Source organism: Aeromonas sp. S19(2024) (assembly GCF_041402625.1).
GTDB classification, from domain to species: Bacteria; Pseudomonadota; Gammaproteobacteria; order Enterobacterales; family Aeromonadaceae; genus Aeromonas; species Aeromonas caviae.
This window is the reverse complement of sequence record NZ_JBGLQU010000001.1, coordinates 234334-248045: the sequence shown is the minus strand read 5'-3', so window position 1 is coordinate 248045 and position 13712 is coordinate 234334. Positions and strand designations below refer to the sequence as shown.

Sequence of the window (13712 nt, the reverse complement as noted above, 5' to 3'; positions counted from 1 at the left end):
ATAAGGAGCAAAGGAATGAAGAGATGGGTATCCGTGTTGGTGCTGGGGGCCGGCGCCATGTACAGCGGTGCTGTGCTGGCTGACGAGGTCAAGGTGGCGGTGGCGGCCAACTTCAAGGGCACCATAGAGCGCATCGGCAAGGAGTTCACCGCCAAGACCGGCCACAGCGTCGTCATCAGTTCGGCGGCCACCGGCGTGCTCTATACCCAGATCACCCACGGTGCGCCCTTCGATCTCTTCCTCTCGGCCGACGTGGCGACCCCTCAAAAGCTGGAGTCGGAAGGCAAGGGGAGCGAGCTCTTCACCTATGCCATCGGTCAGCTCGGCCTCTGGCAGAAGGGGGGGCCTGCCCCTGACGAGGCCACCTTGCGCCACTGGCAGGGGGAGCTGGCCATCGCCAACCCCAAGACAGCGCCCTATGGCGCCGCCGCCATGGCGACCCTGGCTCATCTCATGATCGATCCCAAGCAGTATCGGGTGCTGACCGGCACCAACATCAGCCAGACCTGGCAGTTCGTCGACACCGGCAATGCGAAGCTGGGCTTTGTCGCCTGGGCCAATCTGGTGGAGGCGGGCAAGACCGGCGAAGCCTGGGCGGTGCCGGCCAGCTTCTATCCCCCCATCGAGCAGCAGGCCCTGGTGCTGAAGAAAGGGGCGGCGGTGGATGCCCTGGTCGCCTGGCTCAAGGGGCCGGGACAGGCGCAGATCAAGGCGGCGGGTTACGCCCTGCCGCAGTAAGCGCCCGGCGTCTGCCGGCCAGCCCCGTGCTGGCCAGATCCGGTGCCTGACGTGTCCCAAGGCGGCGCCCGTCATGACGGCGCCCTGTTTTTTATCGACACCCGAGAGGGGACCCTATGAGTGAAGGGGATCTGCTGGCGGTCTGGCTGACCTTGAAACTGGCGGCCAGCACCACTGCCATCCTGCTGCTGCTGTCGCCGCCGCTCGCCTGGTGGCTGTCTCGCAGCCAGCACCGGCTGCGCCCTCTGGTGGAAGCCATGGTGGCCCTGCCGCTGGTGCTGCCGCCCACCGTGCTCGGTTTCTATCTGCTGCTGGCCTTCTCCCCGGAGTACGGCCTCGGTGGCTGGTGGCGGGAGACCTTCGGAGCCCCGCTCGCCTTCAGTTTCCTCGGCCTGCTCATCGCCTCCGTCATCTATTCGCTCCCCTTCGTGGTACAGCCACTCACCTCCGCCTTCGTCAACATGGGCAACAAGGAGCTGGAGGCTGCCGCCACCCTGGGGATGGGCCCGTTTGAGCGTTTCTTTCGCATCATCCTGCCCATGACGCTGCCCAGCTTTGTGATGGCGGCGGCGCTGGGCTTTGCCCACACCCTGGGGGAGTTCGGGGTGGTGCTGATGATTGGCGGCAACATTCCCGGGGAGACCCAGGTGCTCTCCATCGCCCTGTTTGATCACGTGGAGGCGATGGATTACCAGAATGCCCATATTCTGGCAGGCGGCCTGATGGGCTTCTCCCTGGTGATGCTGGTGCTGGTCTACGGCGTGCTGCAACGCCGGCAACGGAGGCTGTTCGGATGAACCTCTACCTCAAGGCCAGACGTGATTTCGGCCCCTTCACCCTGGCGTGTGATCTGGCACTGCCCCCCAGCCGCATCCTCGGCCTGTTCGGTCCTTCGGGCTGTGGCAAGAGCACCCTGCTGCGCATCATCGCCGGGCTCGACAGGGCCCCGGGCGATGCCCTGCGCTGGCAGGGGCGCGAGCTTGCAGCCCTGCCCCCCGAGGCGCGGCGCATCGGGCTGGTGTTTCAGGATGCTCGTCTCTTCCCCCACCTGAGCGTGCTCGGCAACCTGCAACTGGCGGCTCGCAAGGGGAGGGGGCGCTGGCAGCCAGAGGATCTGGCTGCGCGCCTCGGCTTTGCCGAGCTGCTGGGGCAACCGGCCCACGGCCTCTCCGGCGGTCAGCGTCAGCGGGTGGCACTGGCCAGGGCCTTGCTGGCCGAGCCTCATCTGCTGCTGCTGGATGAACCCTTCTCGGCGCTGGACAGGCGCAGCCGCATCCATCAGGCCCACGTGCTCAAGGGCTTGCAGCAGGAGAGCGGCATCCCCATGATCTTCGTGAGCCACGCCATGGAGGAGGTGAGCCTGCTCTGCGATGGATTGGTGCTGCTGGCAGAGGGACGGGTGGAGGCCCAGGGCACCCCCGAGGAGATCTTCGCCCGCACCGACCTGTCGCTGGCCAGTCGCGACGACGTCGGGGTCATGCTCTCGGCGACCCTGGCCCACTACGACGAGCACGAGCAGATGGCGACCCTGCGACTCGGGGAGCAGACCCTGATGGTGACCATGGAGCATGCCCCCGATGAAGCAGGCCCCTTGCAGATCAAGGTGGCGGCGCGGGATCTGGTGATCGCCACCGAGCCCATCGTGCACTCCAGCCTCTCCAACTGCCTCGAGACCCGGCTGCTGGAGGTGCGGGAGGTGCGACCGGGGCAGACCCTGTTGCAGTTGGCTCTCGGGCAGCAGATACTGCTGGCCCGGATCACCAGCCGCTCCGTGCAGCGGCTCGCCCTGACGCCGGCCATGCGCCTCTACGCCTACATCAAGGCGGTGAGCCTGGTGGGAGAGGGGTAGACAGGGGACCGGAGTACGGATTGGCTGGCCATGAGTGGCCGGCATGGCGTCGAGAAAGGGGGACGGGTGCGTCGCAATCAGGTAATGAAATCCCATGGCTTGGCCCTGCGCAGTGCGGGGGAGGGGCCCTTGCTGCTCTTGCTGCACGGGCTGGGTTCTTCCAGCCTCGACTGGCAGGCGCAGATCGAGCGTTTTTCCGAGCGCTACCGGGTGGTGGCCATCGACTTGCGCGGCCACGGCCAGAGCATGCAGGAGGGGCCCTTTGACGTGCCCACCCTGGCGGCGGATGTGGCCCGCTGGCTCGACGAGCAGCCCGAGCCTGCCTGGGTAGTGGGGTTGTCGCTCGGTGCCATGGTGGCGCTGGAGCTGGCGCTGCAACTGCCCCACAAGGTGCAAGGGCTGGTGCTGGTCAACGGCTTCAGCGAATTTCTGCTGGAGACGCCAAAGGAGCAGGAGCGCTATGCCATGCGCCTCAAGTGGCTGCGCTGGTTCGGCATGCGGCCGCTGGCGTGGTGGCTCGGTCGCGAGCTCTTTCCCGGCCCCGATCTCGCCCAGGTGCGCCACACCTTCCGGGGGCGCTTCGTGCGCAACAAAAAGAAGACCTACAAGGCGCTGCTGGAGGCGCTGCCCGGCTGGTCGGTGCGGGCTCGTCTCGGCACCCTCTGGCAGCCGGTGGCCATCATCTCCACCAGTCACGACTATCTGCCCCTGGCGCGGCGGGTGGAGCAGTTCGCCTCCCTGCCCAATGCCACCATCCACACCCCGGATGGTCACCACGCCTGGCCGGCGGAAGATCCCGCCGGGTTCAATCATTTGCTTCACCGGATTTTAGAAACCCATTAGACTTGTCGCCTTTTGACCTTGATCCCCCGTGTATGTATTGGTCCGATCGCCTTGCCAGTGGCAGATGGCAAGGCAATCGGACCCATCTTGCCCTATTGAACAGGTATTTCCTCATGTCTGAAGTAATGAAAATGGCCATCGATGATGGTTCAACCAACGTCAAGGTGAGCTGGATTGAGAACAAGGTGCTCAAGACCATCATCTCCCCCAACTCCTTTCGCAAGGATTGGAAGAGTGCCGCCTTGCGCAAGGACAAGAAGATCTACAACTACGAGATAGGCAACACCAAGTACACCTACGACGCCACCTCCGACAAGTCCCTGGCCACCACCCACGTGGAGTACCAGTACGACGATCTCAACCTGCTCTCCGTGCACCATGCCCTGTTGCAGACCGGCGTGACCCCCTGCGATGTGGCCATCACCGTGACCCTGCCCATCACCGAGTTCTACAACCCGGATGACTGTCAGCGCAACGAGGAGAAGATCGAGAAGAAGCGCCGCAACCTGATGCGGGCCATCAGCCTCAACAAGGGTGAGCTGTTCAACATCGTCAGCGTGGAGGTGATGCCGGAAAGCCTGCCGGCGGCGCTCTCCCGCCTGATTGGCTCGGGCTGCAACGAGTTCACCAAGACGCTGGTGATCGACTGCGGTGGCACCACCCTGGACATGGGGATCATCGTCGGCGAGTTTGACGACGTTTCCGATGTGTATGGCAACAACGAGATCGGCGTCTCCATGGTAACCGACGCGACCCGCAAGGCGCTGGCGGCGGCAGACAGCGATTCGAGCTATCTGGTGGCCAACGAATTCATCAAGCGCCGCCACGACATGAGCTTCGTGCGTGACGTGGTCAACGACGAGAGCCAGATCCCGAAGATCCTCGAGAAGATGCAGAACAAGATCGACGAGCTGGGCTCCCAGGTGGCCCACGAGGCGAAGAAGTTCGCCAAGAACCCGAACCGTATCTATCTGGTCGGTGGCGGCGCGTCCCTGATCGTCGATGCCATCAAGGCTGCCTATCCGACCCTGGGGGAGCGGGTGGAGCTGCTGGACGATGCCCAGTCCGCCCTGGCGCGGGAGATCTGCCTCTACACCACGGAAGAGGAAGAGGTGTACCGTGAGGCGCCCGTGATGGCCGAGGTCGGAGATGAGTAGTCAACTCAAGCGCATGACCTTCTCCATCTTCATGGATCCGGGTGCGCTGGAGTCTGATCGCTATGCGGCCGGGATCTTGCAAAGCTGGTATCAGCGGGCGCGCAAGATCCAGGACGACGTGGAGGAGTTCGACTTCTCCAAGAGCCGTTTTCACAAGGACATCTACCTCAGCGGCATGTTCCTGTATGTGCTGGCACCGAGCCTGTGCAAGGGGATGGCCAATGCCTTCGGCCCGGAGCAGGTGAACCTCTCGACCCTACGCCATGTCTTCGCCAGTTGCGGCTTCGATCTGGGGGACGGGAGTGCGCCCGTAGCGACCGATACCCTGATCGATGAAATCGTGGCCAGGCTGGCTCCCCAGCTGGGGCAGGGGGACAACCGGGGGCTGGCGGATGAAATCGTTCAGCGTCTGGGTCAGCAGGCGGCGGCGCCACTTCCGGACAGCCTGGTGGACGAGATTGTAAGCCGCATCGGCGAGCAGCAGCCCACCGGGCTCTGGGACGAGCTGAAGCAGGGGTTGCCGGCCCCGCTCGATCACGATCTGCTGGCAGAGGCCATCGCGGGCAAGCTGCCGACGGCGGGGGGAGAGGCGGATCTGGCCCCCCTTGCAGGCAGCATCCAGCTGCTCTCCCGCCAGTTGGAGGAGCAGTCCCGGCTCATTCGCGAGCAGCACCGCCTGATCCAGCGCTTGGCCAGCCAGCCCGTCCGGGGGGCTGGCTCGTCCGAGCTGGCGGAGCCCCTCATCGAGGATCTCTCGAACCAGGTGGCGAGCATGAAGAAGGTCAAGGCGAAGGGGATCTTCTAGGCCCTTTGTGATGACCCGCAGCCCAATGAAAAAAGCCGAACCCCGGGGTTCGGCTTTTTTGTGGGCGCTGCTCAGGGTCTTGAGCAGACCGGGCAGTCGGGGCGCTTGGGAAGCTTCAGCTCGCGAAAGCTGCCACCCAGACCGTCGATCATCAGCAGGCGGCCGCTGTAGCTTTTGCCCATGCCCGCCAGCAGCTTGATGGCTTCGAGCGCCTGCAGACTGCCCACCAGTCCCACCACGGGGGCCAGTACCCCCGCCTCGACACAGGTGAGGGCCTGCTCGCCAAAGAGGGCGCTGAGACAGGCGTAGCAGGGCTCATCCTCCTGCCAGGTGAAGCTGCAGAGCTGCCCTTCCAGCCGGATGGCAGCGCCGCTGACCAGGGGCACCTTGTGCTGGCGGGCGCGCTGGTTGAGGAGGTTGCGGATGGCGACGTTGTCGGTGCAGTCGAGCACCAGCTGATGGCGTGGCAGCAGGGCATCGAGCAGCGCCTCGTCAGCGAGGGCGGCGTGGGTCTCCACCTCGAGCCAGGGGGTGAGGGCGCGCAGGGACGTCGCCGCGGACACCACCTTGAGCTGGCCGATGCGCTCGTCGCTGTGCAGCACCTGGCGCTGCAAATTGGAGAGCTCCACCCGATCGAAATCCACCAGGGTGAGGTGGCCGACCCCGGCCACCGCCAGATACTGGCTGGCGGCGCAGCCGAGGCCCCCGGCGCCGATGACCAGCACGCGTGATTGCTTGAGCGCCTCCTGCCCCTCGAAGTCGAAGGATTTGAGCACGATCTGGCGGTTGTAGCGAAGGAGCTCGGCGTCGCTCAGGATCTCGCTCACAGCAGCAGCCCCGAGAAGGGCTCGACGGTGACCGTCTCACCGGCGGCTACCTTGCCGCGCTCCTGCTCGAGCACGATGTAGCAGTTGGCCCGGGAGAGGGAGCTGAACACCCCGGAGTCCTGGGAGCCGGTGCTGCGTACCTCGAGGCCATTCGGGCCCACGCTCAGGATGCCGCGCTGGAAGTCCAGGCGCCCCGGGCTCTTCTTGAGCGGCTCTGTCGCCAGGGCCTGGAGGGGGTGCGGGCGTGCAAACTGCTGACCGGCCAGCCTGGCCAGAGCCGGTTGCACCAGCTGATCGAAGGTGACCATGGCGGAGACCGGGTTGCCCGGCAGACCGAAGAACCAGGCGTTTGGCAACCGGCCAAAGGCGAAGGGTTTGCCCGGCTTGATGGCGAGCTTCCAGAAGCCAATTTTCCCGAGCTCTTCGAGCAGTTGCTTGGTGAAGTCCGCTTCCCCCACCGAGACTCCCCCGGTGGTGATAAGGGCATCGGCCTCGCGGTCGGCCTGCAAGAAGGCGGCGCGCAGGGCCGCCGGATCATCGGGAATGATGCCAAGGTCCAGGCACTCACAGCCCATGCGGCTCAGCATCGCCTTGACCCCGTAGCGGTTGGAGTCGTAGATGTCCCCGTGCTGGAGCGGGGTGCCCAGAGGCTTGAGCTCGTCCCCTGTGCTGAAGATGGCGACCCTGAGGGGACGGCGCACCGTGACGTTCGCGATGCCAAGGGAGGCGAGCAGCGGCAGCTCTCTGGGGCTCAGGCGCAGGCCGCTTTCGAGCACCTGGGCACCCTGCGCCAGATCCTCGCCGCGGCGACGGATGTTCTGGCCGGCAACGGGGTGGGTCAGGAAAGTGATCCCGTTGTCGCCGGCTTGCGTTTCTTCCTGCATCACCACAGCGTCTGCACCCGGGGGCACAGGGGCCCCGGTCATGATGCGGATGCAGTGGCCGGCGGGCCACTCCCCCTCATAGGGCTGGCCCGCAAAGGCCTTGCCCGCCACGGGGAGCGGCACCCCGGCGGCGAGATCCGCCAGGCGCACGGCATAGCCGTCCATGGCGGCGTTGTCGAAGGGGGGGACGAAGAGAGGGGAGCTTATCTCCTCGGCCAGGATCCGATCCAGCGCCTGGGGCAGGGGCAACCGCTCCGTCTCGCAGCAGCAGGTGAGTTGTTCCAGCATCCCTTGCAGGGCCTTGTCCAAGGGGAGGAGTGCACCGGTATCGAATCCCATCATCATGACCTCTCTGGTGTGTAGGGGGCGGATTATCCCAAAAATCCGCTCCGATGGGCAGGCCGAAGGTGCGGTAATGGGGGGCAGATGCCCCGGTGTGATCGGATTCTGGGGCGCTATCCCGTTGAATTACCTCCTGATGGGTAACCAGGGCGAGGCTTGCGCGGGATGGTGGCTGGGGAAGAGGCGGCATGGCCTTGCCCCCGAATGGGCAGGCCGGTGCGGACAAAACGGGGTGGTTTGGCATAAAGTCGGGCACCGGGCTTGAGTTAGACAGAATTATGACAATAATCGCCCTGTAAGATTGCGCCGCGGCACCATGCCGCAGGCCAGCACAGTCCCTGAGCGTGGGAGAGAAACACGATGACGAGCTTAAGCCAGGAAGCCCTGTTGGTCAGGGCGGCGCTCGAGGCCGAGGGCCTTGAGACACCTCTGGTGGCCAATGAATTGAGCGGCCAGCAGAAAAAGGAAAAAATCGAAGGTCATATGCGCGCCATCATGGAGACGCTGGGACTGGATCTGGCCGACGACAGTCTGGCCGAGACCCCGCACCGCATTGCCAAGATGTACGTGAACGAGATCTTCTCCGGCCTCGACTATGCCACCTTCCCCAAGGTGACGGTGATCGAGAACAAGATGAAGGTGGACGAGATGATCATGGTGCGGGACATCAGCCTCACCAGCACCTGCGAGCACCACTTCGTCACCATAGACGGCTTTGCCCACGTGGCCTACATTCCCCGCGGCAAGGTGATTGGCCTGTCGAAGATCAACCGCATCGTGCAGTTCTTCGCCCGCCGTCCCCAGGTACAGGAGCGGCTGACCCAGCAGATCCTGCTGGCGTTGCAGACCCTGCTTGGCACCAGGGACGTGGCCATCAGCATCAAGGCGACCCACTTCTGCGTGAAGGCCCGTGGCGTGATGGACTCCACCTCCTACACCACCACCACCTCCCTGGGCGGCGTCTTCAAGACCCAGCCCGACACCCGCGCCGAGTTCCTCGGTGGTCTGAAAGGGTAGTGCTCCCGGGGCCTGTCGCCGACAGGCCCCGTCTCCTTTCCCTCACTTTTTTTGAAAAATACCTAAAGTTGTGACCGTGCCGGTCGCTATGGCTCTCCGTGTTGTCGGACGGTCTGGTTGACGCCGACACCCCCGGGCCCGCCCTTGTGCGCGCCAACAGGGACGAGATGTGCTGCCAAGGAGGGTAGTGAAGGCGCAGGCCAGGCCTGCGCCCAGCAATGCCACTTGTTTTCCCCATGCAGGACATGCCATGAACACCATGACGATAGGCAAAAAACTTACCGCCGGCTTTGCCGTACTCGGCCTGATGATGGCCTTTATCGGCGGCTTCTCGCTGTTTGAATTCAGCAAGATGAACCGCGCCGCCATCGGCTTTACCGACAGTATCCTGCCCGCCGTCGTGCGCACCAGCACCCTCGGCGAGACCATCAATGCCCTGCGCCGCTACGAACTGGATGTCTTCCTGGTGGCGGACGATGCCCAGCAGAAGGCCCGCTATCGCAACGAGAGCGAGAAGAGCCTGCAAGAGGCTGCGCGCCAGATAGTGGCCCACGATGGCACCATCTGGGCGGAGGATCGGGAGGAGCGCCGCGCCTTTGACATCGTCAAGGCGGACTGGGAGCGATATGTCGCCTTGCACCAGCGCATCCGGCAGATGCAGGACTCGGGACAGATGGCCGAAGCCCGGCACCTCTTCATGGGGGAGGGGGTCACCCTCTACACCACCCTGAGCAAGTCGGTGGGGGATCTCATCCGCATCAACCACGGCTACTCCGTGGGCTCCCGCGCCGAGGTGATCGCCGCCTTTGACAGCGCCAAGCTGAGTGTGACCCTGGCCCTGGTGATCGGCCTGGCCCTGGTTGTCGCCCTCTCCGTGGTGCTGACCCGCCAGATCCGTGACCCGCTCATCATGCTGGCCCGTCAGGCCCAGCGCATTGCGAGCGGCGATCTCGGTCGGGGCGAGCTGCAGGAGTGGATCCGCGGCAACCGCTTCAACCGCGACGAGCTGGGCCAGCTGGGGTCGGCCATCGACCGGATGCAGGGGGCTCTGGCGGAGCTGGTGAGTGAAATCTCCGGTTCGGTGAGCCAGCTCAGCAGCGCGGTAGAGGAGGTGAGCGCCATCTCCGAGCAGTCCGCCAAAGGCATGGCAAGTCAGCAGGGAGAGGTCTCTCAGGTCGCCACCGCCATGAACGAGATGCAGTCCACCGTCAATGAGGTGGCTCGCAACACCACGGACGCCATGGGGGCGGCCAAGCAGGCTTCCCGCACCTCCACCCAGGGCAACCAGGTGGTGCGCAGCGCCATCGGCAGCATAGAGCAGGTTTCCCGCCAGATAGAGCAGGCCGGGAGCGTGGTGCAGCAACTGGAGACCGACAGCGCCAGCATCAGCATGGTGCTGGACGTGATTCGCGGCATCGCCGAGCAGACCAACCTGCTGGCCCTCAACGCGGCCATCGAAGCGGCCCGGGCCGGCGAGCAGGGCCGTGGCTTTGCGGTGGTGGCAGACGAGGTGCGCAGTCTGGCCCAGCGTACCCAGGCGTCCACCGCCGAGATCAGCAAGATGATCGAGGTGTTGCAGGAGCGTACCGCCGAGGCGGGCAGCGCCATGCAACTGAGCCGTCAGCAGATGCAGGAGAGCGTGGAGCTGGCGCGGGAGGCGGGGAGCAGCATCGACAGCATCAACGGTGCCGTCACCCAGATCACCGACATGAACACCCTGATCGCCACCGCCACCGAGCAGCAGAACGCGGTTACCGAGGAGCTCAATCGCAGCATCGTCAAGATCCACACCGCCGCCGACGAGAATGCCCAGGGGGCGCAGCAGACCGCCCAGGCCTGCGTCGAGCTGAGCAGGCTGGCCACCTCGCTGCACCATATGACCCAGCGCTTCACCCTCTGAGTCTTGCTGTCACCCGGCACAGCGCAGAAGGCCCCGCCGATTGGCGGGGCCTTGTTGTTTATGGCGGGTCTGTTGATGTCAGGGCCGATTAGCGCCGCGTAATCGGCCGACGGCAGACTGCTTATCCGATCATGTAGCGCAACCCGACTATCTCACCATCGTCGTCGATGTCCATAGGCGCTCAGGGAGGGCAGGCTGCCAGCCTGCACGTCAGCTCAGGCCGACGATGTCGCCGTCATCGTCGATGTCGATATGGCGATAGGCCGGCAGACTGCCCAGGCCCGGCATGGTCATGATGGGGCCTGCCAGGGCATAGACAAAGCCTGCCCCCGCGCAGAGTTTCACCTCCTCGATGGGGACCTCGAAGTCCGTCGGTACGCCCTTCCTGGCCGGGTCATGGCTCAGGGAGAGCGGCGTCTTGGCCATACAGACGGGCAGGTGATCCTGGCCCTCTGCCGAGAGTCTGGCCAGTTGCTGGCGCGCCTTGTCCGAGAGGGTGATGCCCCGGCCACCATAGCCGCACTCCACCAGGGTGGCGAGCTTGGCGGCAAGGCTCATCTCATCGGGGTAGAGCAGCCTGACCTCACTGGGCTGCTTGCAGGCCGCCACCACGGCGTGAGCCAGATCCGCCGCACCCGCGCCACCGTCAGTGAAGGCCCGGGAGAGGGCGACGCCACAAGCACCGGCCTGGCGCGCCGCCGCCTCCAGCAGGGCCAGCTCGGCGTCGCTGTCGGTGGGGAAGCGGTTGATGGCGACCACCACGGGCACCCCGTAACGGCGGGCGTTGTGAATATGCCAGGCGAGGTTGGCGCACCCCGCTGTCAGGGTGGGCAGATCTTCCCCTTGCAGGCTGGCCGGCAGCGGCTGGCCCGGCCGGATGTCGAGCAGGCCGCTGTTGGCCTTGAGGCCGCGCACCGTGGCCACCAGCACCACGCAGGCGGGGGCGAGGCCGGACTGGCGATACTTGATGTTGAAGAACTTCTCCAGCCCCATGTCGGAGCCAAAACCCGCCTCGGTCACCACATAGTCGGCAAGACCCAGCGCCATGCGATCGGCGATGACGGAGGAGTTGCCGTGGGCGATGTTGGCAAAGGGGCCGGCGTGGACCAGCACAGGGGTCTGCTCCGTGGTCTGCATCAGGGTGGGCTTGAGGGCGTCTTTGAGCAGCACCGTCATGGCCCCCGCCACTTCCAGCTGCTCGGCGGTCACGGGCTTGCCGCGATGGTCGAGGGCGAGCTGGATGCGGCCGATACGCGCGCGCAAGTCCTTGAGATCCCTGGCCAGCGCCAGAATGGCCATCAGCTCGGAGGCGGCGGTGATGACGAAGCGATCGGGGCGCTCGACACCATCGGCAGCACCGCCCTGGCCGAGGGTGAGGTGGCGAAGCGCCCGGTCGTTCATGTCCAGGGTGCGGGGCCAGAGGATGTTGGCCGGGTCGATATCGAGCCGCGCCAGACCGGTTCTGGCGCTGAACTGGTCACCGAGTTTGCGTTCATGGAACAGGCGGGCATCGAGGGCGGCAGAGGCCAGGTTGTGGGCGGCGGTGAGAGCGTGAAAATCCCCGGTGAGGTGCAGGTTCATCTCCTCCATCGGCACCACCTGGGCCATGCCGCCCCCGGCGGCGCCCCCCTTGACCCCGAAGACGGGGCCGAGGCTCGGTTGGCGAATGGTGGCGATGCTGGGCTGGCCGATGTGGTTGAGCCCCATGGAGAGGCCGATCGTGGTGACTGTCTTGCCCTCCCCAAGGGGGGTGGGCGTGATGGCGCTCACCAGCACCAGCTTGCCGGGCTCGCGGGCGGGGGCGTGATGGAGCAGCGCGAGGTCGAGTTTGCCCTTGTAATGGCCGTGGGGGTGGAGATGGGCGGCCGCTATGCCGAGCTGTGCTGCCACCTCGGCGATGGGCAGGCGGGGGGACTGGCGGGAGATCTCGATATCGCTTAGCATCAGCACCTCGTTGGCATGTCAGGTCAAATATGCGGCGAAGTCTAGAGGAATCAACAGGGTAATCCAATGAGCAATACTATTTTATCCGGCAGTCGTGAGCCCCATCAAAGCCCCATCCTGCTGGATCTCAACGCCCTCTATCACCCGCCCAAACGGCCCCTCACCGCCCTTGGCATCGTCAGCGCCTTCATCCCGCTCTTTGGTTACGGCTGGCAGGCGATGACCCAGGATCCCGAGACCCACTTTCGCCACGAGCTCGGCAAGCGCATCAACAAGCACAAGAGCGACGAGGCGAACCTCGCCCTGATGATGCAGTTGGCGGCCATGCTGGATTGCCACTGCCTGCACGTCACCCTGCCCTATGCGCTGGGGGAGGCCGAGCTCGCCGCCTTGCGCCAGCGTCTGCCACGCTGGCAGATGAGCCAGCAGGATCACCTGCTGGTGGCCGAGCTGATGCCCACCCCCTGAGCCCGGGCTCAGGTCTCCCTGTCCCAGTAGTGGGGCGCCAGATAGCGCTCCTGCACGAATTCGATGAAGCAGCGCACCTTGGCCGACACGAAACGGCGGTGCGGATAGAGGGCATAGAGCCCCACCTGCCCCTTCTCCCACTCCAGCAACAAGGGGACCAGCGCCCCCGAGCGCAGCGCATCCCCCACGATGAAGGTGGGCTGCAAGATGATGCCCTGGTGGTCGCAGGCGGCCCGGGTCAGGGCCACCCCGTTGTTGGCGCGAAGTGGCCCCTGGGGACGGATGCTGTGCTCCTCCCCATCCCGTTTGAAGACCCAGTCCGGCTGGGTCAGGGTGTAGATGAGGCAGTCGTGCTGCTTGAGATCCTCCGGGGTCTTCGGCCTGCCCCGGCGGGCCAGGTAGTCGGGGCTGGCGCACACCACCATCTTCATCATGGCGAGCGGCTTGGCCACCAGGGAGGAGTCCGGCAGGTTGCCGATGCGCAGGGCCAGATCGAACCCCTCCTCCACCAGGGCCACCCGCCGGTCGCTGTACTCAATTTCGAGCTTCAAGTCCGGGTAGCGCTCGCGAAACAGGGGCAGGGCGGGGGAGAGGTGCAGGTAGCCGAAATCCATGGGCACCGAGAGCTTGAGGGTGCCCTGGGGCTGCTGGTTGTTGTGGGTGAGCTGGCTGTGGGTCTCTTCCAGCTCCGCCAGCAGGGCCAGGGAGCGCTGGTAGTAGAACTGGCCCGCCTCGGTGGGATTGACCTGGCGGGTGGTGCGCGACAGCAGCCGGGTGGAGAGGGACTCCTCGAGCTGCTGCATCAGCTTGGAGGTCATGGCGACCGAGATCCCGAGCTGATGGGCGGCCTTGGTGAAGCTCTGGCACTCCACTACCTTGATGAAGGTGCGCATGGCGGCTATCTGATCCATATTCCACTCTCGGTTGATAATTATTTT

Annotated in this window: 13 protein-coding genes; 9 read left to right on the top strand and 4 right to left on the bottom strand. The window is 65.1% G+C overall.

The annotated features are described in order from the left end of the window. Positions 1 to 15: 15 nt before the first annotated feature. The 6 genes from modA to ACB037_RS01075 all read left to right on the top strand — a co-directional run bounded on the left by modA (position 16) and on the right by ACB037_RS01075 (position 5392). On the top strand, positions 16 to 738 hold the full coding sequence (gene modA / locus ACB037_RS01100; RefSeq protein ID WP_371174791.1) for a molybdate ABC transporter substrate-binding protein: 723 nt from the start codon (positions 16 to 18) through the stop codon (positions 736 to 738). Between the two features lie 116 nt (positions 739 to 854). Beyond that, positions 855 to 1535, top strand: a complete 681-nt coding sequence (modB, locus tag ACB037_RS01095) for a molybdate ABC transporter permease subunit (RefSeq protein ID WP_010674165.1) — start codon at positions 855 to 857, stop codon at positions 1533 to 1535. Next, positions 1532 to 2587, top strand: coding sequence for a molybdenum ABC transporter ATP-binding protein (modC, locus tag ACB037_RS01090; RefSeq protein ID WP_371174790.1), 1056 nt, complete (start codon positions 1532 to 1534; stop codon positions 2585 to 2587). Before modB ends, modC begins: the two co-directional genes overlap by 4 nt. Positions 2588 to 2653: 66 nt before the next feature. Beyond that, positions 2654 to 3430: an alpha/beta fold hydrolase gene (locus tag ACB037_RS01085; protein ID WP_042017457.1), complete on the top strand. Its 777-nt coding sequence runs from the start codon at positions 2654 to 2656 to the stop codon at positions 3428 to 3430. Between the two features lie 113 nt (positions 3431 to 3543). Next, positions 3544 to 4587, top strand: coding sequence for a plasmid segregation protein ParM domain-containing protein (gene parM / locus ACB037_RS01080; protein ID WP_223302530.1), 1044 nt, complete (start codon positions 3544 to 3546; stop codon positions 4585 to 4587). Beyond that, positions 4580 to 5392 carry a hypothetical protein gene (locus ACB037_RS01075; RefSeq protein ID WP_371174789.1) on the top strand — a complete coding sequence of 271 codons (813 nt, stop codon included), beginning with the start codon at positions 4580 to 4582 and terminating at the stop codon, positions 5390 to 5392. The genes parM and ACB037_RS01075 overlap by 8 nt, the downstream gene beginning before the upstream one ends. Positions 5393 to 5463: 71 nt before the next feature. Here ACB037_RS01075 and moeB read toward each other — a convergent pair whose 3' ends face one another. Continuing rightward, positions 5464 to 6219, bottom strand: a complete 756-nt coding sequence (gene moeB / locus ACB037_RS01070) for a molybdopterin-synthase adenylyltransferase MoeB (protein WP_371174788.1) — start codon at positions 6217 to 6219, stop codon at positions 5464 to 5466. Beyond that, the gene (gene moeA, locus ACB037_RS01065) at positions 6216 to 7442 is read right to left on the bottom strand and encodes a molybdopterin molybdotransferase MoeA (RefSeq protein WP_371174933.1); all 1227 of its coding nucleotides are present in this window, start codon (positions 7440 to 7442) and stop codon (positions 6216 to 6218) included. Before moeA ends, moeB begins: the two co-directional genes overlap by 4 nt. 363 nt (positions 7443 to 7805) lie before the next feature. Between moeA and folE the strand changes: the two genes are divergently transcribed. Next, the gene (folE, locus tag ACB037_RS01060; RefSeq protein WP_010674171.1) at positions 7806 to 8462 is read left to right on the top strand and encodes a GTP cyclohydrolase I FolE; all 657 of its coding nucleotides are present in this window, start codon (positions 7806 to 7808) and stop codon (positions 8460 to 8462) included. A gap of 250 nt (positions 8463 to 8712) precedes the next feature. Next, the gene (locus ACB037_RS01055; protein ID WP_202043949.1) at positions 8713 to 10362 is read left to right on the top strand and encodes a methyl-accepting chemotaxis protein; all 1650 of its coding nucleotides are present in this window, start codon (positions 8713 to 8715) and stop codon (positions 10360 to 10362) included. Between the two features lie 210 nt (positions 10363 to 10572). Here the strand turns inward: ACB037_RS01055 and ACB037_RS01050 are convergent, their stop codons facing one another. Next, positions 10573 to 12306, bottom strand: coding sequence for a formate--tetrahydrofolate ligase (locus ACB037_RS01050; RefSeq protein ID WP_371174787.1), 1734 nt, complete (start codon positions 12304 to 12306; stop codon positions 10573 to 10575). Between the two features lie 66 nt (positions 12307 to 12372). Here ACB037_RS01050 and ACB037_RS01045 point away from each other — a divergent pair, with 66 nt between their 5' ends. Continuing rightward, the gene (locus ACB037_RS01045; RefSeq protein WP_010674174.1) at positions 12373 to 12774 is read left to right on the top strand and encodes a hypothetical protein; all 402 of its coding nucleotides are present in this window, start codon (positions 12373 to 12375) and stop codon (positions 12772 to 12774) included. An 8-nt stretch (positions 12775 to 12782) separates the two neighbouring features. Here ACB037_RS01045 and ACB037_RS01040 read toward each other — a convergent pair whose 3' ends face one another. Further along, positions 12783 to 13685, bottom strand: a complete 903-nt coding sequence (locus ACB037_RS01040) for a LysR family transcriptional regulator (RefSeq protein ID WP_039038856.1) — start codon at positions 13683 to 13685, stop codon at positions 12783 to 12785. Positions 13686 to 13712: the final 27 nt, after the last annotated feature.